The 24320-nt window shown below is 64.8% G+C and carries 26 protein-coding genes and 1 tRNA gene; 14 read left to right on the forward strand and 13 right to left on the reverse strand.

Annotation, left to right across the window (positions count from 1 at the left end; translation table 11 throughout):
* The first annotated feature begins 49 nt into the window (after positions 1 to 49).
* From trpC to lexA, 4 genes are all read left to right on the forward strand, one after another.
* A complete protein-coding gene (trpC, locus tag BW970_RS05925) occupies positions 50 to 862 on the forward strand; it encodes an indole-3-glycerol phosphate synthase TrpC (protein ID WP_076529494.1) in 813 nt (270 codons plus the stop codon).
* 2 nt (positions 863 to 864) lie between these two features.
* A complete protein-coding gene (gene moaC, locus BW970_RS05930) occupies positions 865 to 1335 on the forward strand; it encodes a cyclic pyranopterin monophosphate synthase MoaC (protein ID WP_076529495.1) in 471 nt (156 codons plus the stop codon).
* Positions 1332 to 2516, forward strand: coding sequence for a molybdopterin molybdotransferase MoeA (locus BW970_RS05935; protein WP_076529496.1), 1185 nt, complete (start codon positions 1332 to 1334; stop codon positions 2514 to 2516). Before moaC ends, BW970_RS05935 begins: the two co-directional genes overlap by 4 nt.
* Before the next feature lie 67 nt (positions 2517 to 2583).
* Positions 2584 to 3267 carry a transcriptional repressor LexA gene (lexA, locus tag BW970_RS05940; protein WP_076529497.1) on the forward strand — a complete coding sequence of 228 codons (684 nt, stop codon included), beginning with the start codon at positions 2584 to 2586 and terminating at the stop codon, positions 3265 to 3267.
* On the opposite strand, the gene BW970_RS05945 is transcribed toward lexA, so the two are convergent.
* Complete coding sequence (locus BW970_RS05945) at positions 3261 to 5366, reverse strand: ComEC/Rec2 family competence protein (RefSeq protein ID WP_076529498.1); 2106 nt, start codon at positions 5364 to 5366, stop codon at positions 3261 to 3263. The genes lexA and BW970_RS05945 overlap by 7 nt on opposite strands.
* A gap of 99 nt (positions 5367 to 5465) precedes the next feature.
* On the opposite strand from BW970_RS05945, the gene gltX reads away from it, so the two are divergent.
* From gltX to BW970_RS05965, 4 genes are all read left to right on the forward strand, one after another.
* Complete coding sequence (gene gltX, locus BW970_RS05950) at positions 5466 to 6896, forward strand: glutamate--tRNA ligase (RefSeq protein ID WP_076529499.1); 1431 nt, start codon at positions 5466 to 5468, stop codon at positions 6894 to 6896.
* A gap of 64 nt (positions 6897 to 6960) precedes the next feature.
* A complete protein-coding gene (gltA, locus tag BW970_RS05955; protein ID WP_076529500.1) occupies positions 6961 to 8256 on the forward strand; it encodes a citrate synthase in 1296 nt (431 codons plus the stop codon).
* Positions 8257 to 8499: 243 nt separating this feature from the next.
* The gene (locus BW970_RS05960; RefSeq protein WP_076529501.1) at positions 8500 to 8844 is read left to right on the forward strand and encodes a DMT family transporter; all 345 of its coding nucleotides are present in this window, start codon (positions 8500 to 8502) and stop codon (positions 8842 to 8844) included.
* Positions 8841 to 9374, forward strand: a complete 534-nt coding sequence (locus BW970_RS05965) for a TetR/AcrR family transcriptional regulator (RefSeq protein WP_076529502.1) — start codon at positions 8841 to 8843, stop codon at positions 9372 to 9374. The genes BW970_RS05960 and BW970_RS05965 overlap by 4 nt, the downstream gene beginning before the upstream one ends.
* Here the strand turns inward: BW970_RS05965 and BW970_RS05970 are convergent.
* Genes BW970_RS05970 through BW970_RS05985 form a run of 4 tightly spaced genes read right to left on the reverse strand, consistent with a single transcriptional unit; the run spans position 9371 to position 13319 of the window.
* Entirely contained in the window at positions 9371 to 9610 is a 240-nt protein-coding gene (locus tag BW970_RS05970; RefSeq protein WP_076529503.1) for a DUF2484 family protein, read from the reverse strand. The genes BW970_RS05965 and BW970_RS05970 overlap by 4 nt on opposite strands.
* A 28-nt stretch (positions 9611 to 9638) precedes the next feature.
* A complete protein-coding gene (gene murC, locus BW970_RS05975; protein WP_076529504.1) occupies positions 9639 to 11057 on the reverse strand; it encodes a UDP-N-acetylmuramate--L-alanine ligase in 1419 nt (472 codons plus the stop codon).
* Positions 11054 to 12151: a UDP-N-acetylglucosamine--N-acetylmuramyl-(pentapeptide) pyrophosphoryl-undecaprenol N-acetylglucosamine transferase gene (locus tag BW970_RS05980; RefSeq protein ID WP_076529505.1), complete on the reverse strand. Its 1098-nt coding sequence runs from the start codon at positions 12149 to 12151 to the stop codon at positions 11054 to 11056. The genes murC and BW970_RS05980 overlap by 4 nt, the downstream gene beginning before the upstream one ends.
* A 1-nt stretch (position 12152) precedes the next feature.
* On the reverse strand, positions 12153 to 13319 hold the full coding sequence (locus tag BW970_RS05985) for a peptidoglycan glycosyltransferase FtsW (protein ID WP_076529506.1): 1167 nt from the start codon (positions 13317 to 13319) through the stop codon (positions 12153 to 12155).
* A 375-nt stretch (positions 13320 to 13694) separates the two neighbouring features.
* On the opposite strand from BW970_RS05985, the gene BW970_RS05990 reads away from it, so the two are divergent.
* Positions 13695 to 14021, forward strand: coding sequence for a DUF6280 family protein (locus BW970_RS05990; RefSeq protein ID WP_076529507.1), 327 nt, complete (start codon positions 13695 to 13697; stop codon positions 14019 to 14021).
* Between the two features lie 84 nt (positions 14022 to 14105).
* Here BW970_RS05990 and BW970_RS05995 read toward each other — a convergent pair whose 3' ends face one another.
* From BW970_RS05995 to rlmB, 5 genes are all read right to left on the reverse strand, one after another.
* The gene (locus tag BW970_RS05995; RefSeq protein WP_144038887.1) at positions 14106 to 14714 is read right to left on the reverse strand and encodes a hypothetical protein; all 609 of its coding nucleotides are present in this window, start codon (positions 14712 to 14714) and stop codon (positions 14106 to 14108) included.
* 90 nt (positions 14715 to 14804) lie between these two features.
* Entirely contained in the window at positions 14805 to 16166 is a 1362-nt protein-coding gene (locus tag BW970_RS06000; protein ID WP_076530155.1) for a TolC family outer membrane protein, read from the reverse strand.
* A gap of 73 nt (positions 16167 to 16239) precedes the next feature.
* Positions 16240 to 16890: a protein-L-isoaspartate O-methyltransferase family protein gene (locus BW970_RS06005; protein ID WP_076529509.1), complete on the reverse strand. Its 651-nt coding sequence runs from the start codon at positions 16888 to 16890 to the stop codon at positions 16240 to 16242.
* Positions 16891 to 16970: 80 nt separating this feature from the next.
* The gene (locus BW970_RS06010) at positions 16971 to 17441 is read right to left on the reverse strand and encodes a CoA-binding protein (RefSeq protein WP_076529510.1); all 471 of its coding nucleotides are present in this window, start codon (positions 17439 to 17441) and stop codon (positions 16971 to 16973) included.
* A gap of 157 nt (positions 17442 to 17598) precedes the next feature.
* Positions 17599 to 18378: a 23S rRNA (guanosine(2251)-2'-O)-methyltransferase RlmB gene (gene rlmB / locus BW970_RS06015; RefSeq protein ID WP_076529511.1), complete on the reverse strand. Its 780-nt coding sequence runs from the start codon at positions 18376 to 18378 to the stop codon at positions 17599 to 17601.
* A gap of 130 nt (positions 18379 to 18508) precedes the next feature.
* Between rlmB and BW970_RS06020 the strand changes: the two genes are divergently transcribed.
* The 5 genes from BW970_RS06020 (at position 18509) to BW970_RS06040 (ending at position 22594) form a co-directional block, all read left to right on the forward strand.
* Positions 18509 to 18592, forward strand: a tRNA-Tyr gene (locus BW970_RS06020).
* 209 nt (positions 18593 to 18801) lie between these two features.
* Positions 18802 to 19560, forward strand: coding sequence for a hypothetical protein (locus BW970_RS06025; protein ID WP_144038888.1), 759 nt, complete (start codon positions 18802 to 18804; stop codon positions 19558 to 19560).
* A 253-nt stretch (positions 19561 to 19813) separates the two neighbouring features.
* Positions 19814 to 21004 (forward strand): acetyl-CoA C-acyltransferase, encoded by a 1191-nt coding sequence (locus tag BW970_RS06030; protein WP_076529513.1) that lies wholly within the window; start codon positions 19814 to 19816, stop codon positions 21002 to 21004.
* Positions 21004 to 22131 (forward strand): acyl-CoA dehydrogenase family protein, encoded by a 1128-nt coding sequence (locus tag BW970_RS06035; RefSeq protein ID WP_076529514.1) that lies wholly within the window; start codon positions 21004 to 21006, stop codon positions 22129 to 22131. Before BW970_RS06030 ends, BW970_RS06035 begins: the two co-directional genes overlap by 1 nt.
* A 70-nt stretch (positions 22132 to 22201) precedes the next feature.
* Positions 22202 to 22594: a c-type cytochrome gene (locus tag BW970_RS06040; RefSeq protein ID WP_076529515.1), complete on the forward strand. Its 393-nt coding sequence runs from the start codon at positions 22202 to 22204 to the stop codon at positions 22592 to 22594.
* 9 nt (positions 22595 to 22603) lie between these two features.
* Here BW970_RS06040 and BW970_RS06045 read toward each other — a convergent pair whose 3' ends face one another.
* The 3 genes from BW970_RS06045 to BW970_RS06055 are packed head-to-tail and all read right to left on the reverse strand — an operon-like array spanning position 22604 to position 24311.
* Positions 22604 to 22924: an ArsC/Spx/MgsR family protein gene (locus tag BW970_RS06045; RefSeq protein ID WP_076529516.1), complete on the reverse strand. Its 321-nt coding sequence runs from the start codon at positions 22922 to 22924 to the stop codon at positions 22604 to 22606.
* On the reverse strand, positions 22915 to 23976 hold the full coding sequence (locus BW970_RS06050; protein ID WP_076529517.1) for a quinone-dependent dihydroorotate dehydrogenase: 1062 nt from the start codon (positions 23974 to 23976) through the stop codon (positions 22915 to 22917). The genes BW970_RS06045 and BW970_RS06050 overlap by 10 nt, the downstream gene beginning before the upstream one ends.
* On the reverse strand, positions 23973 to 24311 hold the full coding sequence (locus BW970_RS06055) for a DUF952 domain-containing protein (protein ID WP_076529518.1): 339 nt from the start codon (positions 24309 to 24311) through the stop codon (positions 23973 to 23975). The genes BW970_RS06050 and BW970_RS06055 overlap by 4 nt, the downstream gene beginning before the upstream one ends.
* Between the last annotated feature and the right edge of the window lie 9 nt (positions 24312 to 24320).

Below are 24320 nucleotides of genomic sequence, written 5' to 3' on the forward strand. Positions count from 1 at the left end.
CTTCCATTCGCGGCGCTCCCGCGCTACTCACGGGAAAAGGAGATCGCCCATGACCACGATCCTCGACCGTATCAAGGCCTACAAGCTGGAAGAGATCGCCGCCGCCAAGGCCGCGTTGCCGCTCTCGGATCTTCAGGCCCAGGTGGCTGCCGCCCCCAGCCCGCGCGACTTTTCCGAGGCGCTGAGCCGTGCGGCCGTTCAAGGCTATGGGCTGATTGCCGAGATCAAGAAAGCCAGCCCGTCCAAAGGGTTGATCCGCCCCGATTTCGATCCGCCAGCCCTTGCCCGCGCCTATGAGGAGGGCGGCGCCGCCTGTCTGTCGGTCCTGACCGATGGCCCCTCGTTCCAAGGCGCGCCCGAGTTTCTGATGCAGGCACGCGCGGCGACCGAACTGCCCTGCCTGCGCAAGGATTTCCTGTACGACCCCTGGCAGGTGCTGGAGGCGCGGGCCTGGGGCGCGGACTGCATCCTGATCATCATGGCCTCGGTCGATGACACGCTGGCGGCCGAACTTGAAACCACGGCCATGGATCTGGGCATGGATGTCCTGATCGAAATCCATGACCGGGACGAGCTGGAACGCGCAACCCGCCTGCAATCGCCGCTGATCGGCATCAACAACCGGAACCTGCATACCTTCGAAACCAGCCTTGGGGCCACGCGCGACCTGTCGCGTCGCGTGCCCGAAGACCGGCAGGTCGTTTCGGAAAGCGGATTGTTCACCCCCGCAGATCTGGCAGACATGGCACAATACGGCGTCCGCCGGTTCCTGATCGGCGAGGCGCTGATGCGACAGGACGATGTTGCCGCAGCCACCAGGACATTGCTGGGCCAGCCGCTGACGGCACAGGGCGGGCTCTAGGGATGCTGACGCATTTCGACGGCAAGGGTCAGGCCCATATGGTCGATGTCTCGGACAAGGACGTCACATCGCGCACGGCCGTTGCACAGGGCGAGGTGCGGATGTCGGCCGCCACGCTTGCCCTTGCGACCGATGGCGGCGCGAAAAAGGGCGATGTGCTGGGCGTCGCACGGCTGGCAGGCATCATGGGGGCCAAGCGCACCGCCGACCTGATCCCGCTGTGCCACCCCCTGCCCATCACCAAGGTTGCGGTTGAGTTGACCCCGGACACTGACCTGCCCGGCATCCGCATCACCGCCACCGTCCGGACCACCGGCCAGACCGGCGTCGAGATGGAGGCGCTGACGGCCGTTTCCGTCGCCGCGCTGACGATCTATGACATGCTCAAGGCCGCTGAAAAGGGGATGGAGATCGGCGCGATCCGGTTGGTGCGAAAGGAAGGCGGCAAATCCGGCCGCTACGAGGCGCCATGATCCCCGTCGACGATGCGCTGAGGCGTCTCCTGTCGCTGGTTCCCCCCGTTCAGGCCGAACCGCTGGCGCTGGCGCAGGCGGCGGGTCGCGTTCTTTGGGCCGATGCGGTAGCGGACCGTGCGCAGCCGCCCTTTGCGGCCTCGGCGATGGATGGCTATGCCATCGCAACCCAGCCGATGGCAGGCCAGACCTTTGACATCATCGGCACCGCCCAGGCAGGGGCCGGATTTTCCGGTCGCGTCGGCCCCGGCGAAGCGGTGCGCATATTTACCGGTGCCTCGGTTCCCCAGGGGGCCCAATGGGTGGTGATCCAGGAAGATGTGACGCGGGACGGCGCGCGCATTACCATTTCCGACACTCTGGGAGACGGCAGAAACATCCGCCCCGCCGGAGCCGACTTTTCCGCCGGATACCGGCTGACCGCGCCACGGCGTCTTCGCGCCGCCGACCTTGCCCTGCTGGCCGCGATGAACTGCGCCACGCTCTCGGTCGCGCGCAAACCCGTGGTGGCGTTGATTGCGACCGGCGACGAACTCGTCCAGCCGGGAGAGCCCCCCGGCCCGAACCAGATCGTCGCCTCGAACATCTTTGCATTGAAAGCCATGGCAGAGGCCGAAGGCGCGCATGTCCGCCTCTTGCCCATCGCACGCGACACCCAGGCGGCGCTGACCCAGGTTCTGGCGTTGGCCCGTGGTGCCGATGTGATCGTCACCATCGGCGGCGCGTCAGTGGGCGACCATGACCTGGTGGCCCGCGTGGCAGAGGCCGAAGGAATGGAGCTTGCGTTCCACAAGATCGCCATGCGCCCTGGCAAGCCGCTGCTGTCGGGCAGGCTGGACGGCTCGATCCTGCTGGGCCTGCCCGGCAATCCGGTCTCGGCAATCATATGCGGCCATCTGTTCCTGGTGCCGCTGGTGCGCGCCCTGCAAGGGCTGCCCGACCCGGCGCCGCGACCGCTCAGGGCGCGTCTGGTCTGCGACCTCCCGGCCAACGGGCCGCGCGCCCATTACATGCGCGCCGTGCTGACGGGCGACGACGGCCTGCCCATGATCGACCCGTTTCCCGATCAGGACAGCGGTCGCCTGACGCCATTGGCAGGCGCGCAGGCCCTGCTCATCCGCCCGGTTTCTGCCCCCGCCGCAACCGTCGGCGATGTCGTGGACTACCTGCCGCTTGTCTAGCACGAATGGTTGACACAAAACGGGAACGGTGACAGAACATACCGGAACCTTGGCGAAAGGGGCCGGAATGCTGACCCGCAAACAGCTGGAACTGCTGGATTTCATTCGTGTCCGGATGGAGGCCGATGGCGTTCCCCCATCCTTTGACGAGATGAAGGATGCGCTTGACCTGAAGTCGAAATCCGGCATTCACCGGCTGATCACGGCATTGGAAGAGCGGGGGTTCATCCGCCGTCTGGCGCATCGCGCCCGTGCGATCGAAATCGTCAAACTGCCCGAAGCCATGGAAAAACCGGGCTTTCGCCCCCGTCTGGTGGCCCAGACGCCAGCCCCGCCCAGCGGTGCGCTGCCGGTTGCGGCAATCCATGCCCTTGAACTGCCCGTCATGGGCCGTATTGCGGCAGGCGTGCCGATCGAGGCGATCAACCATGTCTCGCATCATGTTGCCGTTCCGGGCTCGATGCTGACAGGCAGCGGCCAGCACTACGCGCTGGAAGTGCGCGGGGATTCGATGATCGAGGCAGGTATCAACGATGGAGACATCGTGGTGATCCGCGAACAGATCACGGCCGAGAATGGCGATATCGTCGTTGCTCTCGTCGAAGATCAGGAAGCCACATTGAAGCGCTTTCGCCGCCGCAATGGCATGATCGCGCTGGAGGCGGCGAACCCCGCCTATGAAACCCGCGTCTACCCCGATCATGCCGTCAAGGTGCAGGGACGTCTGGTTGGCCTGATCCGTACCTACTGACCGGATGCCTGCGCATCGCGCGGGCTTTGGAACGTCAGGGCCGTCAACTGCGCCGGATCGGGCGGGGGTGGGTGCCCTGACCATCGGCGCAAGTGGCTTGGGCGTGTTGCGCGCAGGTCCAGCCGGCCCTCTGGGTCCAGGCGGATCGCCAGCGGCCCCGTGCGCGTCAAAAGGGACTGGTCGATCACGCGGCATCCTTGCGGCGGCGGCCCGTCAAGCCGTCCGGCCAGAATGACAAGATCCGCATCGGCACAGGCGGCCTCGACACGCTGGGCGGCGCCCTTGCCTGTCAGCGACGCCCCCAGAACCGGACCCAGCGCAAACCTCAGATCCCCCTTGACCCCTGTAAAGCCGGCTCTGCGGGCGGCCATGTCCTGAATCGCGGGATCGCCATCGTTCTCCAGCCAGCTTCGCGCCGAAAAGCCATTGCCACGCGGGGCGGATATGGCCCGCCCACCGTCGCCCATCAGCCCCAGCAAAGCCCCATCCGCCGATATCAGCAGATGAGGGCGATCCTCTTGCCACAGCAGCAGCACCGCCACGACCGGCAAGGCACCCAGCAACCGCGCGCGCCCGCGCATCAAGACCAACGTACAGCCCCCCAGCGCCAGAACAGGCAGCGCCCAAGGCGCAGGGGCGGCAATCATGGTCACGGCGCCGTCCCATCCTGCAACCATGCGCGCGATCGCCAGAATCCACCCTGTCCCGAGGTCCAGCAGCCACAAGGCCGGTGCCCCCAGCCCGACCGGCGCGAGCACCGCCGCCATGACGGCCGAGGGCATCACCATCAGCCCCATCAGCGGCGATGCCAGCACATTCGCAACCAGCCCGTAGTCGGTGAAACGGTTGAAATGCGCCGCAGCAAACGGCGCCGAGGCAAATCCCGCCAACACCGACGATACGACCAGAGCCACAAGCGGCCGCAGCCAGCCTGGCATCCGCCCCGGAGGAACCAGCCGGGAAAAGGCGCCAAAGCCCGCCACCAACGCAACCGTCGCCGCAAAGGACATCTGAAAGCCGGGTTCTGCCACGCCTTCGGGTTGCAATGTCAGCAGGACGACCGCCGCCATCGCGACCGAGCGCAGGGTCACGGCGCGACGGTCCAACAGGACCGCCCCCAGCATCATGGCCACCATCACAAAAGCGCGGCTGGTGGCCACATCCCCGCCCGACAGCACCAGGTAAAAGGCCGCCGCCACCAGCGCGACCACCGCCGCCACCTTGCGCGTCGGTATGCGCAACGCCAAAGGCGGGATCATCGCCAACCCATACCGCAAGGCCGCAAAGACAAATCCCGCCAGCAGCCCCATATGTACCCCCGAGATCGACACAAGGTGGTACAAGCTGGAGTCGCGCAAGGCACGCACGGCCTCGGCCCCCATGCCCGAACGGTCCCCCGTCATCATCGCGGCGGCAAACGCCCCCGGCTCTCCAGGGATGGCGGCTTGCAACGACTGCGACAGATACATGCGCAGGCGGGTGATCCAGGCCTCCCATGCCGCGGGTGGGCTATGAGGCAGGACCGGCGTGCGCACATATCCGACCGCGCCAAGCCCCCTGAACCACGAAAGACGCTGAAAATCGAACCCGCCGGGTTCGACCGCACCCTCCGGCGGGGTCAGATGCGCCGTCATCATCACCCGCATCCCCGGCTGCGGATCGACAAAGCCCTGATCGCCATGCAGCGCCACCCGCACCCGCCCCGGCGTGCGCTCGGGCGGTACCCGCTCCAGCACCACCCGGTCGAGCGTCAGGCGCGGCCGATCCGACTGCGAACGGTCGATATCGACGATCCGCCCCTCGACCGGACCGTAGTAGCGAAAACCGAGCACCGGCGCGGCCACCCTGTCCGACCGCGCGCCTGCCAACAGAAAGCCCAGACAGCCGGCCAGCAAGGCGGCCCCCAGGGGCTGGACCACCGCCGCCGGCGCCTGCCAGACGGCCAGTCCGGCCAGCGCCAGACCGAACGCGACCCAATAGGCCCCCGCAGGTTCCCCCGGCCAGGACAACCACATGCCGATGCCGCAGGCCATGCAGACCGGCACCCAGGGAAACAACCGCCCCCGTTCCGCCAGCAGCCATGCGCCGACCCCGCCCACTTGCCGCGCCCCCCGCGATTGCCTAGACAGTCAGCGATCGTGAACCAAATTGGTTTCCCGAACGTTAATCCAGAAGACCGCACCCGAAAGGCCCCGCCCATGCCCGGCCCTGCCGACCGCCCCGTCGTGACCCGCTTTGCCCCCTCGCCCACCGGCTATCTGCATATCGGCGGGGCCCGGACCGCGCTGTTCAACTGGCTTTACGCCCGAGGCCGCGGCGGCAGGTTCCTGTTGCGGATCGAGGATACCGACCGCGAACGCTCCACCCCCGAGGCGACGGCCGCCATCCTGCAGGGGCTGCAATGGCTGGGTCTGGATTGGGACGGCGCGGCAATCAGCCAGTTCGAACGCGCCCCCCGCCATGCCGACGTCGCGCATGAAATGCTGGCGCGCGGCAAGGCCTACAAGTGCTTTTCCACCCCCGAGCAGATCAACGCCTTCCGCGAGACGGAAAAGGCGGCGGGGCGCTATCCGGTCTTTCTCAGCCCCTGGCGCGACGCCGATCCCGCGATCCATCCCGAAGGCGCCCCCTATGTGATCCGCATGAAGGCGCCGCGCGTCGGCGAAACCGTGGTCCGGGACGCGGTGCAGGGCGACGTGCGCGTAAAGAACGAGAACCTCGACGACATGATCGTGCTGCGCTCGGACGGAACGCCGGTCTACATGCTGGCCGTGGTGGTTGACGACCACGACATGGGCGTCACCCATGTGATCCGCGGCGACGATCACCTGAACAACGCCTTTCGCCAACAGATGGTCTATGACGCAATGGAATGGGAGATTCCGGTCTGGGCGCATATACCACTTATTCACGGTCCCGATGGCAAAAAGCTGTCCAAGCGGCATGGGGCGGTAGGTTTGCACGAATACGCGACACTGGGCTATCCGGCGCAAGCCATGCGCAACTACCTGTCCCGGCTGGGCTGGGCGCATGGCGATGCCGAGTTCTTTTCCGACGCCCAGGCCATCGAATGGTTCGATCTGGCGGGAATCGGCCGCGCGCCTGCACGGCTGGATTTCAAGAAGCTCGAGAATCTGTCGGGCCAGCACATTGCCAGCATGGACGACGCCGCACTGCTGCACGAATTGCAGGCATATCTGCAAGCCGCCGGCCGCCCGCCCCTGACCGATCCACAGGCCGACATGATGTTGCGCGCCATGCCCGCACTCAAGGAACGATCCAAGACTTTCCCGGAACTGCTTGACAAGGCAACGTTTATCCTGGTCGCGCGCCCACTTTCCCCTGAGCCCAAGGCCCTGGCTGCGCTGGATCCGGTATCCCGTGGTATACTGTCCGAATTGACGCCGCGCCTGCAAACTGCTACTTGGTCGCGCGAGACGCTTGAGGCGGTGGTAGCGGAAACAGCCGCCACACACGGGCTGGGGTTGGGCAAGATTGCCGCACCGCTGCGTGCGGCGCTGGCAGGCCGGACCGTCACCCCCAGCGTCTTCGACATGATGCTGGTCATCGGGCGTGACGAATCGATGGCGCGGCTTGCGGAGGCTGCGGTCTGGCCGGCATCGGCCTGACCCCTCCGTGCGGGAATGAGCTTTCGCAGGGGCAACTGCCCCGGCACCTAGAAGAGGGACCAGAATGCCGAAACAGATCAAGACCGCCAAGCTGACGCTCGACGACAAGACCTATGACCTGCCGGTGTATGCCCCGACGGTCGGCCCCGACGTGATCGACATCGGCAAGCTCTATGGGCAGGCGGGCGTCTTTACCTTCGACCCCGGCTTCACCTCGACGGCTGCTTGCGACTCGACCATCACCTATATCGATGGCGACAAGGGCGAGCTGCTGTATCGCGGCTATCCCATCGAACAACTGGCCGAGCAGTCGCACCACCTCGAAGTCTGCTACCTGCTGCTGTACGGCGAACTGCCGACCAAGGCCCAGATGATCGACTTTGAAACCCGTGTGACCCGCCACACGATGGTGCATGAACAGATGCACAACTTCTTCCGTGGCTTCCGCCGCGATGCGCATCCGATGGCCACCATGGTCGGCGTGGTGGGCGCGATGTCCGCGTTCTACCACGACTCGACCGACATCAACGATCCCTGGCAGCGCGAGGTTGCCGCGATCCGCATGATCGCCAAGATCCCGACCATTGCCGCCATGGCCTATAAATATTCGGTCGGCCAACCCTTCGTCTATCCGAAGAACGACCTCAGCTATGCGGGCAACTTCCTGCGCATGTGCTTTTCGGTCCCGGCCGAGGACTATGTGGTCAACCCGATCCTGGAAAAGGCGATGGACCGCATCATGATGCTCCATGCCGACCACGAACAGAACGCCTCGACCTCGACCGTGCGTCTGGCTGGCTCGTCGGGCGCCAATCCCTTCGCCTGCATCGCGGCCGGCATTGCCTGTCTTTGGGGACCGGCCCATGGCGGCGCCAACCAGGCCTGCCTCGAAATGCTGCGCGAGATCGGCACCGTGGACCGCATCCCCGAATTCATCGCGCGCGCCAAGGACAAGAACGATCCCTTCCGCCTGATGGGCTTTGGCCACCGCGTCTACAAGAACTTCGACCCGCGCGCCAAGGTGATGAAGGAATCGGCCGACGAGGTGCTCAACCTGCTGGGCATCCACGACAACGAGACGCTGAGGGTCGCCAAGGAGCTGGAGAAGATCGCGCTCGAAGACCCCTATTTCGTCGAGAAGAAGCTCTATCCCAACGTCGATTTCTATTCGGGCATCATCCTCGAGGCGATGGGCTTCCCGACCTCGATGTTCACCCCGATCTTCGCCCTGTCGCGCGCCGTGGGCTGGATCGCCCAATGGAAAGAGATGATCTCGGATCCGGCCGGCAAGATCGGCCGCCCGCGTCAGCTCTATGTCGGCGCCACCATGCGCGACTACGCCCCCGTCGAGACGCGCTGATACGCCGCACGATCCCAGACCAAGGCCCTGCCCGACCGGCAGGGCCTTTTGCATGATGCCGGCCGCCCTTGCCATCCCACGCGCCCCTGCCCCATTCATCTTGCCGGAAATACCCTCGGGGGTGAATTGGCCGCAGGCCAAGAGGGGGGCTGACAGCCCCCCTTCGCCAGCCCCCCCGCGATACCGCTTGAGTTTCAGCGCGAAACATACCAGATGGTCGGTATTATCATGTCAGGTCGAATCATGCCCACCATCCTGCAATCCTGGGCGGCGCTTGGCGTCGCCATCGTGCTCGAAGTCGCCGGGTCGTCGTTTCTGTTGAAATCCGAACAGTTCAGCCGGCTTGTCCCCTCGGCCATGACGCTGATCCTCTATGCGCTGGCGTTCTACATGCTGTCCTTTGCCCTGCGGCATATTCCCCTTGGGGTGGCCTATGCAATCTGGTCGGGGGTTGGCATCGTGCTGACCGCAATGATCAGCGTCGTCATCTTCCGCCAGAGCCTGGATATGGCAGCCCTGGTCGGCATCGGCTTCATCATGACCGGCGTGATCATCATGAACGCCTTCTCGCGCGCGGCGGCCCATTGAGCGGGGCGCATCACCGCCGCAAGCAGCCCGATCTGGTGCGGGCCACCATCCTGGCCGAGGCCGGGGCGCTGGCTGCGCGGATCGGGGTGCAGGCCCTGACGGTTCAGGCCGTTGCCGAAGCCTCGGGCGTCACAAAGGGCGGCTTGCTGCACCACTTCCCCAGCAAGGATTTGATGGTGCGCGCCCTTCAGGCCGAGGCCATCGACGCATTCCAGTCCGCGATTGCCGGATACATGGCCGCAGATCCGCTGCCCCAGGGGCGTTTCACCCGTGCCTATGTCCGGACTTGCCTGGACGGCGCGGCCGATGGCCCCTCCCCCATGCTGATCGCCGCGCTCTGGGCCGATCCGATCCTGCGCCGCGACTGGTATGACTGGATGGCACGGCAAGAGACGCGCCATGCCGCAACCGACGGCACCCCGCAGTTGCAACAGCTCCGCTTTGCCGCCGATGGGGTCTGGCTGGCGCTGACCAATGGCAATGATGTCAGCGATTGGCTGGACCGGCTGCTCGACGCCACCCGTGCCTAATGTGCGCGGCGCGGCGGATCGCGACGGCCGGACACCGGCAGAACCAGCAGCGCGGTGCCGATCACAAGCCCCGTGATGCCGGGCACCGGCCCATGTACAAACGTTGCCAGCCCCAGCAACGGAATGCCCGTCACTGTCAGCACCGCGCGCAGCACTCTGGCATGGGCGGGGCGCGAACGGCGGGCAATCAGAACCGCCGCCAGCCAGAACGCCATGCTGATCGTCGTCAGAATCATCGGCGGCCCTCTATGGCTCGTCGCGCGCTCACGCGGCGGATTGTGCAGCCCTCAGGGCCTCGGGCAGGCCGTTCGCCCAGGTCGAGATGGTCCCCGCCCCAAGGCATACAACCATATCCCCCGGCCGCGCCTGTTCACGCACCAGACGGGCCAGATCGGCCTCGTCCAGAATGGCACGGGCGTGGCGATGGCCATGGGCGATCAACCCGGCGACCAGATCATCCCGGCTGGCGCCCGGAATGGGGTCTTCGCCTGCGGCATAGATCTCGGCTATGGCAACGACATCGGCCTCGTTGAAACAGGTGCAGAAGTCCTCGAACAGATGCGACAGGCGGCTGTATCGGTGGGGCTGATGCACAGCGATCACCCGCCCCCTGGTCGCCTGACGTGCGGCCTTGAGCACCGCCGTGATTTCTACCGGATGGTGGCCGTAGTCGTCGATGATGGTAACGCCATTCACCTCGCCGACCTTGGTGAAACGCCGGTTGACCCCGCCGAACTTTGCCAGCGCCTCACGGATATCCTCTCGCGAGATGCCAAGATGGCGGGCCACCGCCACCGCAGACAGCGCGTTCGACACATTGTGGTCGCCCGGCATCGGCAGCGTACATCCCTCGATCATCGCCCCCTCGCCTTCGCCCTGCAACTGGATGTCGAAATGGGCAACACCGTTCTCATAGTGCAACCCGGTGGCGCGCACGTCGGCCTGCGCATTGAACCCGAAGGTGACGACCCGGCGATCCGTGACACGGCCGACCAGCGCCTGCACCTCGGGGTGATCGGTGCAACAGACCGCAAGGCCATAGAACGGGATGTTCGAGACGAAATCGGTGAACCCCTTGCGCAGCGCGTCAAAGCTGCCCCAGTGCTCCATATGTTCGGGGTCGATGTTGGTCACGATGGCGATGGTGGCCGGCAGACGGTTGAAGCTTCCGTCCGACTCGTCGGCCTCGACCACCATCCATTCCCCCGCGCCCGCGCGCGCGTTCGACCCATAGGCATGGATCACGCCGCCGTTGATGACCGTCGGATCAACGCCCCCCTTGTCCAGCAGCGCCGCGACCATCGTGGTTGTCGTCGTCTTGCCATGCGTGCCGGCGATGGCGACGTTTGACTTCAACCGCATGAGTTCGGCCAGCATCTCGGCCCGCCGGACCACCGGCAACTTGCGCCGGCGCGCTTCCTCAAGCTCAAGGTTGCCCTTCTTGATCGCAGAGGAAATGACCACGACGGCGGCATTGCCGATGTTCTCCGCCGCCTGCCCTTCAAAGAATGTTGCGCCCAGCCTGACCAGCCGGTCGGTGATCCGGCTGGCCTTGGCATCCGACCCTTGCACGGTATAGCCAAGCGTGATCAGCACCTCGGCGATGCCGGACATGCCGATACCGCCGATACCGACGAAATGGATAGGGCCAAGCTCATGTGGCAGTTTGGTGGCGGGGCTCATGTCTTGGCTTTCGTAGCTAGCTCGCTCACAAGGTGAACAAGGGCATCGGTTGCATCGGGGCGGCTGGCACGCAAGGCGTTGTTCGCCATGCGCAAGGCGGCTGGCGGATCGCCCAGAACGGTTGCGATCTGGTCCGCCAGTGCGGTGGCATCTGCCGCAGGTTCCGGCATCAGGATGGCGGCCTGCGCCTCGACCAGCCCACGGGCATTCGCTGTCTGATGGTCGCCCGTCGCGGCTGCAAACGGGATCAAGATCGACGGGCGGCCGATCACCGAGATATCGGCCACCGACGAGGCGCCGGACCGCGATATGACCAGTTGCGCCTCGGACAGGCGGCGAGGGATATCCGCAAAGAACGGCTCGACCTCGGCACGGATACCCGCCGCATCATAGGCGGCTGCGACACGCTCCATGTCTTCGGGCCGGGCCTGGTGCGCAATGCGCAGATTTCCCCGCAAACGCTCTGGCAGCCGGGCCATCGCCTCGGGCACCACATCCGACAGGATGCGCGCGCCCTGGCTGCCACCGATCACCAACAGGCTCATGGGATAGTCACCGGGCGGGATATAGCCTGCCCCGGCCCGCTCCAGAACCGCCGCGCGCACAGGGTTTCCGGTATGCGTCCCCTCGACACCGGCGGGCAGGGCCGTGGGCCAGGTGCCGCAGGCCACCGCATCGACCCGCGCGGCAAATAGCCGGTTCACCTTGCCCAGAATGCCATTCTGTTCGTGGATCATGCGGGGCAGCCGCAGCGCCGTTGCCGCAGACAGCGCGGGTATCGACGGATAGCCGCCAAACCCCACCACCACCGCCGGACGGTCGCGCAGCATGGACCAGACCGCCGCCACCACCCCGCCCGCGATGCGCAGGGGCACCAGCGCCTTGGCCGCCCCACCGCCGCGGGCAAAGGTGGCCGAGCTGACCTGTTCGATCCCCACGGCTTGCGGAAAGCCACCGGCGTAGCGGGCGCCACGCGCATCGGTCGACAGTTTCACGCGCCAACCGCGGGCGATCATGGCCTCGGCAAGCGCCTGGGCCGGAAACATGTGCCCGCCGGTTCCCCCGGCCGCGATCAACAGCAACGGTGCGGTCATTTCAGCGCCCCCGACGCAGCAGGAGGTTGCTGATCTCTCCTTGCGGGCGATGGCGCGTCAGCGCGAACAGCGCCCCGACCGTCAAACCCGCCGCAACCACCGAAGAGCCGCCATAGGACACGAACGGCAGCGTCATCCCCTTGGTCGGCAGCAGTCGCACCGCCACCCCCATATTGATCATCGCTTGAACAGAGAAGATGCAGGCCAGCCCGGCGCCCGCCAGCCGGATGAAAGGATCGCGCTCGCGCGTCAGCCGCATCAGCGAACGGATGACGATGGTGCCGTACAGCAGGATGATCAGGCTGACCAGAACAAGGCCATATTCCTCGGCGGCAACCGCAATGATGAAATCGGTATGCGCATCGGGCAGTTGCCATTTCACCTGCCCTTCGCCAACGCCGGTGCCGAAGAAGCCGCCATTCTGGATGGCCGTGGTCGCATAGCCGATCTGGGTGCGCGGGTCGATCTCGGCAGACAGAAAGCCGTTGATCCGCCCGGCAAAATGGCTGGAACTGTTGTAGGCCACCGTGCCGCCCGCCACCACAAGCGAGGCCACGACCAGAAGGATCCGCATCGGAGCGCCCGAGACGAAATAGACGACGCCCCAGCCGAACAGCACCAGCGACGCCTGCCCGAAGTCGGGTTGCAACACCAGCAGCGCGGTGACCAGGATCAGCAGCCCGAAGGACCAAGCGCGCCCCGGTGGACCGTTGATGTCCGCCGCCGCCGCGATCAGCCAGGCTGTCACGATGATGAATCCGGGCTTGAGAAATTCAGAGGGCTGCACCGAGCCGAAGCCCAGCGAAAACCAGCGCACCGCGCCCTTGCCATAGTTGGTGCCGAAGAACGGCAACAGCATCAAACCAATGAATGCGACCAGAAACAGCACAACCCCCAGCCGCCGGATCTGGCGCGGGTCCATCATCGAGGTGCAGACCATGGCGGCGATCGCGGCAAGGCCAAAGGCCAGTTGCCGCTGCACATAATGGAACGACGGCAGGTTGTTCCGCTCTGCCAGCGGCACGCTGGCCGCCAGACCCAGCAACAGCCCGATACAGAACAGCGCCAGCACAGCAGCCATCGACCATTTGTCGATGGTTCGCCACCATCGCGGAAGAACTGGCTCACCTGCCCGCAGGGGCAAGGTGCCATGCACCATTTCCGTCATTGCTGTCCGCCTGTCTCTGGCCCGCGCCCACGGGGTCTGCACTGCTCTAACCTGCCCGGTGTCCGGGTCTTGGCCATGAATCTACCCCGAAGCCGCCCGATTTTCCAGCATAAAGGCGGGGGATCGGCGGTTGGACGCGCGCCTGTCGCAATGTTGAACAAATGGTTGAAAAATGGCCAGGATACCCTATATCTCGCAGGCTGGCCGTGGTCGGTCCGACAAGATGATGTGGTGTACATTCGCGTCCCATGCGCCTGGCGCATGACTGACATTCCGAATGGGAAATACCGAATCGCCACTAAAACGTCATATTCGGCCATAGGTCTGCGGACGCAATACGCATAATTATAACGACGGAAACACAAGGACGACGAAATGGCTGATTTCGTTGATGGAAGCGCCTTCAACTTCGAGCAGGGCCAGCGCGCGCGCAAGCTGTTTGCCGCCGTCGTGCTTGCTGCTTTGGACGACGCTATCGCGGATGACAAGAAATACGGCAATGGACCCGAGCAAATCGCCCGCTGGGCACGCTCGCGCGATGGGCGCGAAGTGCTGTCCTGCGCCGGTATCGACCCGAACGAACGGGTGGTCAAAGGGCTGATGGAATTTGTCGGCAAGGGTGTCCGGACTTCGGTCGCACTGTCGCGCGAAGAATCCGAACGCCGTGCGGCGATGGAAGCCGAGCATTCCGAAGCTGCCTGATCCGGGCTGCCCCATTCACGAAAGCCGCGCCTGTCCTCAGGCGCGGCTTTCGTTTTGCCTTGGGCGTGCGTGATCAGGTCGGGCTTAGACAATACCGCGGGCGGTCAAGGCCCGGCCAATCTCTGTGCGGATCATCTTGCGCAGGTTCCGGGTGACACGCTCGCCAATCTCGCCCTGCAACTCCTCGCGCAGCACGTCGCGGATCAGGTCGCGCAACAGCGCCTCGTCCAGCATCGGCCCATGCAAGGAAGCGTCCTGCCCGACAGGCTCTGACAGGGCGGCAGGGGCCTGAACATCATCCTGCACGGCTGGAACAGCGTCCGCGTCCTCTGTGTCGTCCTGATAGAACGGCGCTTCGGCCGCATCGGCAATCCGGTGAATCGCAAGCGGAACATCCGGCACCGAATCCGCCTCGTCGTCGAAGGACTGCTCTTGCGCGTCAAGAATTGCTTCCAGCTCGGCCAGGCGAACCGCAAGATCGGGCTGCGGCGTTTCCACTGCTGGCGGCGGAACGGCTGGTTTTGGCTGCCGGACAGGTCGGTCCACGCGCAGCGCAGGTGTCAGGACCAGACGCGGCACCTGTTCGAACGCGGGTTCTGCGACCGGCGACGCGACACGCAGATCCTCTGAAACCAAGCGCCGGATCGAAGACAGGACGTCCTCGATCTCGACATTGCTCATACGGTCGCTCATGCGAAGCCTGCCCCGGTGTGTTTTTCACAGTCTAGCCACGAAACCTCCCGGACACAACAGACCGGGAAATTTGCGCGGATTTCTGCGGGGTCAGTTCCGCTGGTAGGTCTGCAAAATCCGGTCCAGACGTTTGCCCTGTGCCGAAGCGGCCGGAGCGTTCTTGACCGCATTGTAATAGGCGGTCACGTCATAGGTCGGGATGCCCAGCTTCAGATGCTCGACTGTCAGATAGCCCATTGCCGCCAGCAGGCCGTAGGTCGAAATGTACTCGTTCGTCACAACCGTCAGCCGGTCGGCGCGCGCATCCAGAAGTTCCTGTTCGGCATTCAGCAGATCCAGCGTCGTCCGGGCGCCAAGCGTGGTTTCCTCGCGCACACCGTCATAGGCGGCCTGCGCGGCCACGATCTGACGATCGGTCGCTTCGATAGAGGCGCGGGCAACACTGCGCTGCGCCCAGGCCTCGCCTACGGCCTGTTCGACCTCTGCCACCTTGTACTGAAGTGCCGAGCGGGCCGCATCGCGCTGCGCCATCGCCCTGCGGTAGGCCGAGGACATGCCGCCGCCCTGATACAGCCGCTGGGACAGGCCCAATGTGACCGAACGATCCACAAGCCCGGAATCATCCATGCCCACGCTGCCTTGCACCGTCACCGACGGCCCCATCCGGGCCTTGGCGCGCTGAAGATTGATCTCGGCGGCTGCCAACTGGTGCTGAAGCTGCTTGATCGCATAATGCTGTCCGCGGGCGATCCGCTTTGCTTCCTCGACACTGCGGGCGGTGACGGGCAGGCGCGGCGGATTGCTCAGCCGGCCCGGCGGCTTGCCGATGGCGAGAATATAGGTTTCGCGCCCCACCAGCACGTTGCCTTGCGCGGCCGAAAGCTCTGCACGGGCCCCTGCCAGACGCGCTTCGGCCAGGGCCACATCGGTACGGGTGATCTCGCCCAGGTCGAACCGATCCTGCGCAGCCTCAAGTTCGCGCGTCAGAACACGCACGTTGCCCTGCCGCAGCGCAACGATGTCTTCATACATCCGTAGCATCATGTAGGCACGCACGGCGCTGTACAGCACCGAATGCTCAACCCCGATCAGCCCCTGACGGGTCGCAAGCACCGTTTCCTTGGCCGCCGCGATCCCCATGCGGTTCACGCCACCATCATACAGCGTCAGGCTGGCGGTCAGGCTGGCGGTCAGCGTCAGGCTGTCGGGCGACACGCTGGCACCAGTGGGCAACCGCGCCTCGTTGTGCAGATGCGTGGCACGGGTCACGAAATCCACCACCGGGCGCAATGCCGAAACCGCCTGCGCCACATCCTCGTCCGCAGCCCGCAGCAACGCGCGGTTCTGCTCCAGAAGACTGGAATTCTTGTAGGCAGAGATCAGGGCATCGCCCAGAGTTTCCGCCTGCACCGGGGCCGCAGCCACAATGGCCACCGCTGCCCCCAGCATCATCTGCCTTGCCCTGCCCAGCATCCTGCCCGCTTCCTTCTTGTTGACCCTGCTCCGGGGTTCTTGCTTCGGGGTCTTACAATGCGAATTGCCGCTTGCGCCCGAACCCCGGCAAAACCGGGGCTGCCGCATTGAACGCATCGCGCCATACAATTCCGTCGCCGGATTTTGTGCCAATCCTTACAACGCCAAGTTCACCCTGCATGAACAGGCATCCGATGCGCCCGCCAGGCTTGAGCTGCGTCACCAGCGCCTCGGGCACCTCTTCGACGCCACCTTCCACGCAGATCACATCATAGGGCGCGTGCCTGGCAGCCCCATCGGTCAGCGCACCGGCGACGACGGCAACGTTATCCACCCGCTGTTCGCCAAGTGCGGCCTGCATCTCGGCGGCAAGCGGCTCTTCCTCCAGGGCGACCACGGCTTCGGCCATACGGGCGATCACGGCCGCCGAATAGCCAAGGCCGGCCCCTACATCCAGCACAAGCTCGTCCGCCTGGACGTTCAGCGCATCCAGCATCTTGGCCAGAGTGCGCGGATCCAGCACCACGCGGCGCGGGCCAAGCGGCAGGTTTTCGCCCATATAGGCGGCCTCGCGCCGGTCCGATGGCACATAGGCCTCGCGCGGGACGGCCAGCATGGCGGCGATTACCGGGTATTTGGTCACATCCGATGGGCGGATCTGGTTGTCGACCATCATCACGCGGCGGGCGGCGAAATCCGACATTGGGGGCCTTCAAAGCAGATTGATTACGCTAGTCTCTTGCCACAATCGACGCGACGGGGCAACCGCCGTGGCCGCCGCAGTCATGCGCCTGTGTCCACGGAATATTCCGCCAGCAGTTGCATTCCGAACAGCCGGGGGATCTCTACCTTGGGGCAACGGTCCTGCACCACTGCAAGCCCCCTTGCGCGCGCGGCGGCCGCGGCCTCGGCATTGGCGATGCCCATCTGCATCCAGACCGTGCGCAGATGCGGCAGATGCGCGAGCGCCTCGTCGACCACCGGCGGAACCTGCTCGGATCGGCGGAAGATGTCCACCATATCCACCTGCACCTCGGGCGGGATGTCGGCAAAGCTGGCCAGGATCGTCTGCCCGAGCGCCTGTTCGCCCGCCCGTGCCGGATTGACGGGAATGATCCGGTATCCCCGGTCCTCCAGAAATCTGGCCACGTAATTGCTGGGCTTCAGTTCGTCGGGCACGATGCCGGCCACCGCGATCACCCGCGTGGTGGAGAGGATGCGGCGCAGCGTCGCATCGTCGGTCTGGTCGGCCATGAGATCACCTCCAAAGAAAAAGGCGCCCGGGGAGGTTATCCGGGCGCCAGTGTTGGAACGAGGGACAGTGAGAACAGGCGCGGAAGTTCCAATTCCGCACCTGTAGACTGAGATAGGAATGTTTCGATTGCGTAAAAGCCCGGTCGCGCATGTGTGATCAAGCCCCGCGCGTCGCTTCGTACAACGACACCGCTGCGGCGTTCGAAACGTTGAGCGACCCGAACCCCCCGCCATAGGGAATACGCACCAGCGCATCACAGGTCTCGCGGGTTTTTTCGCGCAGGCCGGGCCCTTCGGCGCCCAGAACCAGCCCGATGGGCCGCCCGTCGGCCATCGCCACACCATCGGCCAGGCTCTGCTCTGCCTCGCCATGCAGGCCCAGCAGCAGATATCCCATCTCGCGCAGCGCGACCATCGCCTCGGACAGGTTGGTCACGCGCAGGTAGGGCTGACGTTCCAGTGCGCCCGATGCGGTTTTCGCAAGTGCGCCGGTTTCGGGGGCCGAATGGTGGCGCGGCGCAATCACCGCGCGCGCGCCGAACACCTCCGCCGAGCGCAGGATCGCGCCGACATTGTGCGGGTCGGTCACACGATCCAGCAGAACGACAAGGGGGCGCCCTGCCCCGGACACCGCCACATCCTCCAACGTGCCCCAATCCAGCGGGCGCACCTCCAGCGCGGCGCCCTGATGGACCGACTCGGGGTCGATGGGCGCCTGAAACTTGCGGGCGTCCTGCATCTCGGGGTCCATGCCGCTGATGCCTATGGCCTCGGCCAGCTTGTCGGCGGCATTCTTGGTGACCAGCAGGCGCAGCTTTTCCCGTGCCGGGTTCTGCAATGCATCACGTACGGCATGAAGACCGAACAGCCAGACGGTTTCCCGGTCTGCCGCGATCTTGGCGCGTTCCTTGTCAATCACCCAGGCGGGTTTCTTCATGGGTCTTCTCCTGATGCCCCCCAAGATGCGCCCCTCACGCGCCCGGCGCAAGAGGCCGAAACTTCGCGCATCCGGGCCCCATTCCGCCCTTGACGTCCCCCGACCGCTTCGATATTCCCGCCGCAGCGTCGGGCGACGTGCTGCAAGGTGCGGCAGCGGACTGTAACTCCGCCGGGGAGACCCATGCCTGGTTCGATTCCAGGGTCGCCCACCATTTCCCCTTGACTTGCAAGGCAATGGTGAAATACCGACGATGCCGAAGCATTGCCAAACAGGGCAGCTCCAAACATCAGCCCGCAGAATCCTAACGAATACGTGACACGACTTTCCGTACCGGTACTTCCTTCATTCGACGCACTACACAACTCGCCACAAGAGAGCATTTTGGTCCGCGCAATACAGCGCAGCTAAGAAAGTAGCCCATTGGCAAAAGTTGTCTCAGTAGCCGACGTGTTCATAGACACGAATATTTTGAAGTTTTCAGCAGTCAAGAAGCATGTATTCCGCCCGAGGAAAGACAAGATCAACTGGGGAGGCATAGAGCAAGAGATTGTGGTGCACGACATGTTCACCACGAATGACCTAAACAAGATCAAGAACGAAACGCAGAAGCGCGACGCGGTTCTCTTGGGAATGCTGGCTTATGCAGGTATCTCTGGCCAACTCAGGTATCATATTCACCTAGAAGTTGACCTTGAAACGTGGGGGCTGCCGGGCATGGCAAGCGCCTCCGGTCGCTTCTTCGGCTGTCCAATCCACGAAGTAGCTGACCCAATCGCTCCACAATCTCGCATTATCGCCGGTGGGCCAAAGAAGCCTAGAGAATATGTGCTGGATTTTCTGTCGGGTATTCAGCACCCGCGCTATATTGAACTAACGAAAATGACGGGGGCGTATCAAGGAAAAGGCAAACCGCTGAACCTAAACCAAGCACGCGACGCGTACCACATCTGGTGTGCCGAATGCTCCAATATGAACTACTTTCTAACGATGGACTACAAACTTAAAAAGGTTGTAGATACAGCGAAGATCACGACACCGGTTGCTATCAAAACGCCTGACCAGCTCTTGCGGGAAGTTGTGCCGAAATTTGGCGTCATAGGCGCAATCAAGTTTATGTGGCAAGGATACCGCTTCACAGTACCTCGCGTTGGCTTTGAAGAAGGCAAGGGGTGGACCTAAAAAAGAACTCCGCCGAAGCGGAGCTAAGTGCTTTCACACCTTGAACGCGGCTGGCGTCTCGTTCCACTTTTCCATCCGCGGAGGCTTGCCGGGGCGCCTGAAACCCGGCAGATTCGCTGCATGTCGATGCTGGCGGCCCTCCCGTGCGGAACCGCGTGTACCGGCCCTGCCACCTCGTCCTGAAGCGGTTCGAAAAGGTTGACCCGCCCCGGCGGGTGAGCTGCATACCGCAGCAAGATACGGAGAACACCAGATGACCAGACATGATCCCATCGTCATCGTCGGCGCCGCGCGCACCCCCATGGGCGGGTTTCAAGGCGACTTCACCCATGCGATGGCCGCCGATCTGGGCGCCGTGGCCATTGGCGCAGCCCTGGCCGGCGCCGGACTTGCCCCCGACGCGGTGAATGAGGTGGTGATGGGCTGCGTCTTGCCCGCAGGTCAGGGCCAGGCCCCGGCCCGGCAGGCGGCGCTGAAGGCGGGGCTGCCGCTGGGCGCCGGGGCGACGACCGTCAACAAGATGTGCGGATCGGGAATGCGCGCGGCGATGTTCGCCCATGACATGCTGCTGGCCGGATCGCAGGATGTGATGGTGGCGGGCGGCATGGAAAGCATGACCAATTCCCCTTACCTGCTGCCGAAAATGCGCGGCGGGGCGCGGATCGGCCATGCGCAGGTGCTGGACCACATGTTTCTCGACGGGCTGGAAGATGCCTATGACAAGGGCCGCCTGATGGGCACCTTTGCCGAGGATTGCGCGCAGGCGATGCAGTTCACCCGCCAGCAACAGGACGACTATGCCATCACCTCGCTGACCCGCGCGCAACGCGCCATCACCGAAGGACTGTTCGCGGCCGAGGTGGCCCCGGTCACGGTGCGCGCAGGCAAGTCGGAAACCGTCGTCACCATCGACGAACAACCCGGCAAGGCGCGGCTGGACAAGATCCCCACGCTGAAACCAGCGTTCCGCGAGGGCGGCACGGTGACGGCGGCCAATTCTTCGTCCATCTCGGACGGGGCTGCGGCGCTGGTGATGATGCGCGCCTCCGAGGCGGAACGCCGCGGCCTGACCCCGCGCGCCATTCTGGTGGGCCATTCCACCCATGCCGACAAGCCGGGGCTGTTCCCCACCGCGCCCATTGGCGCGATGACCAAACTGTCGGACAAGACAGGCTGGAGCCTGAAAGACGTGGATCTGTTCGAGATCAACGAGGCGTTCGCGGTGGTCGCCATGGCCGCCATGCGCGAACTGGACCTGCCGCATGACAAGGTGAACGTGCATGGCGGCGCCTGCGCCCTTGGCCATCCCATCGGGGCATCCGGCGCGCGGGTGATGGTGACGCTGCTGGCCGCGCTGGAAACCTACGGGCTGAAGCGCGGCATCGCCTCGCTGTGCATCGGCGGGGGCGAGGCGACGGCCGTTGCCATTGAACGGGTGATCTGATGCTGCTGACCGAAACCCAGGAACAGATCCGCGACGCCGCCCGCGCCTTTGCTCAGGACCGTCTTGCCCCCGGTGCCGCACAACGCGACCGCGATCACAGCTTTCCCCGTGCCGAGATTGCCGAGATGGGCGCATTGGGCTTCATGGGGATGCTGGTCCCCGAGGATTACGGCGGGTCAGACCTTGGCACCGTGGCCTATGCGCTGGCGCTGGAAGAGATCGCGGCCGGCGAAGGCGCGACCTCTACCATCCTGTCGGTGCATTCCTCGGTCGGCTGCGCGCCGATCCTGCGCTTTGGCACCGAAGACCAGAAACAGCGGTTCTTGCCGAAGATGGCATCGGGCGAATGGATCGGCGCCTTTGCCCTGACCGAACCGCAGGCGGGGTCTGATGCCTCGGCGCTCAGGACGCGGGCACGGCGCGAGGGCGACCACTACATCATCGACGGCACCAAGCAATTCATCACCAGCGGCAAGAACGCAGGCGTGACGATTGTCTTTGCCGTCACCGACCCTGCGGCAGGGAAAAAGGGGATCACCGCCTTTATCGTGCCCACGGATACGCCCGGCTACGAGGTGGTGTCGATTGAACGCAAGCTGGGGCAGAATGCGTCGGACACCTGCGCTCTGGCCTTTGCCAACATGCGTGTGCCGGTGGAAAACCGGCTGGGCGCCGAAGGCGAGGGGTATCGGATCGCACTGGCCAATCTGGAAGGCGGACGCATCGGGATTGCCGCGCAGGCGGTCGGCATGGCACGGTCCGCGCTGGACCATGCGACGGCCTATGCCAAAGAGCGCAAGGCCTTTGGCCAGCCGATCTTTGCCAATCAGGCGATTGCGTTCAAACTGGCGGACATGGCAACCAAGGTCGCGATGGCCCGCCACATGGTCCTCCATGCGGCGGCGCTGCGCGAGGCGGGGCGCCCCTGCCTGACCGAGGCGTCGATGGCCAAGCTGGTCGCGTCGGAAATGGCAGAAGAGGTCTGTTCAGCGGCCATCCAGATCCACGGTGGCTATGGCTATCTGGCGGATTACCCGGTCGAACGGATCTACCGCGATGTCCGGGTCTGCCAGATTTACGAAGGCACCTCCGAAGTGCAGCGGCTGGTCATCGCCCGATCGCTCTGAGGCTGATCTGGATCAAGGCGGCCCCGGCCCTGCGATGACAGGCTGGGGCCGTAGCTGATTGGGGGATCACATGCGCCTGATGTTGCCTGCCGTGCTTGCCCTGCTGTCTGCCCTGCCCGTGCAGGCGCAGGACGCCACACGTGGCGCCGCGATCTTTGCGCGACATTGCGCGGCCTGTCATGGGGCCGAGGCCGACGGCCAAGGCCCAATGGCGGCGATATTGACCCTGCCACCGACCGACCTGACACGGCTGTCAGCCGGCGGTGCCTTTCCAACCATCCGGGTGGTGATGCGGATCGACGGGCGCGATGCGCTTGTGGCCCACGGGTCGCCAATGCCACTGTTTGGTCAGTTGTATGAACGGCAGGACGTCACAATCACGACGCAGGATGGCACGCCGGTGGTGACAAGCGCGGAGATCGCCGATCTTCTGGCCCATCTGGAACGCCTTCAGCGGCCCTGATTCACCGGATCAGAGCACGTCCAGCACGGCCTCGGGCGGGCGACCTATGGCAGCGCCACGAGGACCGATCAGGATGGGACGCTCAATCAGCTTTGGCGCGGCGGCAAGGTGATCGAGGATCTGGTCATCGCCCAGATCGCGCGGCAACTCTGGTGCATCCTTCCACCGGATCAGGCTGTGTGCAGGCAGGTTCAGCGCCACCAACTCTGCCCGGCTGGGCGGGTCGTCCAGATACCGCCGGATATCGGGCACCAGCCCGCACGCCTCCAGCAAGGCAAGCGCCTTGCGCGACGTGGAACACCGCGGATTGTGCCACAGGATCAAAGCCATGCCCCACGCCCCGTGCCGGTCAAGTCGGACACACGGGCAAGGCCATTCGCCGCCAGATGCGCCTCGATTCCACGCACGATCTGCGGCACCAGCGAAAAGCCCTGATAGACCAGCGCCGAATACACCTGCACCGCAGATGCGCCAGCCTTCAGTTTCTCGACGGCCTGCTCGGCCGACCCGATGCCGCCCACACCGATCAAGGGTATCCTGCCGCCTGTCGCCTGGGACAGCAGCGCCAGCACGCGCGTAGACTTTTCGAACAACGGTGCCCCTGAAAGACCACCAGCCTCGCCCCGGCTGGCACTTTTCAGACCTTCGCGCGAAAGCGTGGTGTTGGTGGCGATGATCGCGGCAATTCCCGCACCCATCGAGACCTCGGCAATGGCCGCAATCTCCTCCGGGTTCAGATCCGGCGCGATCTTCAGAAAGACCGGGATCGGACGGGGCAGCGCGGCACGGGCCTGCATCACCCTGTCCAGCAAGGCTGCAAGCGCAGCGGGCCCTTGCAGATCCCGCAGCTTTTCCGTGTTGGGGGACGACACATTGACCGTGGCGAAATCGACATGCGGGCCGCAGTGCGCCAGCACCCTGGCAAAGTCGCCTGCCCGATCCTCGCTGTCCTTGTTCGCCCCCAGATTCAGGCCCACAGGCACTGCGCCGGGGCGGCGGGCGGACAGCCGGGCGGCAATCGCCTCTGCCCCCTCGTTGTTAAATCCAAAGCGGTTGATCACTGCCCGATCCTCGGTCAGGCGGAACAGCCGGGGGCGGGGGTTACCGGGTTGCGGGCGGGGCGTGGCCGCACCCACCTCGACAAAGCCGAAACCGGCGCCCGCCAGCGGCGCAAGCGCGACGGCATTCTTGTCATAGCCCGCCGCCAGCCCGACCGGGTTCGGCAGTTCCAGCCCTGCCAGCCGCGTTGCCAGACGCTCCGAGGTCAGCAGCCCCGGCAAAGGCACCACCCCGGCCCGCAGCGCGGCCAGGGACAAGCCATGTCCGGTCTCGGGGTCGATCCGGTGCAAAAGGCCCAGGCCCAGGCGTTCGATCAGAGTCACCAGACACCTTCAGGAAAAATGTGGCCCGAAGCACCGAGCGGCAGGGACTTGTCCCACAAAACCTCGTCCAGACGCAGCGCCCGATACAGATGGGGAAACAAGGCCCCGCCCCGCGACGGTTCCCATTTCAGGGCAGTTCCAAGGCGGTCGGGATCGACAGCCACCAGCACCAGATCGCTTTGGGTGGCGAAATGCTTGGCCGCCGTTTCGGCCACCTGGGCCGCCGTGGAAAAATGGATATATCCATCGGCCAGATCGACCGGGGCGCCCAGCGTCTCGCCTGCGGCCTTGAAGGCATCCCATTCGGGGCGGAGGAAGATCTTGTAGATAGGCATGGCCGTTCC

The organism is Gemmobacter megaterium (assembly GCF_900156815.1).
Lineage (GTDB): Bacteria > Pseudomonadota > Alphaproteobacteria > Rhodobacterales > Rhodobacteraceae > Wagnerdoeblera > Wagnerdoeblera megaterium.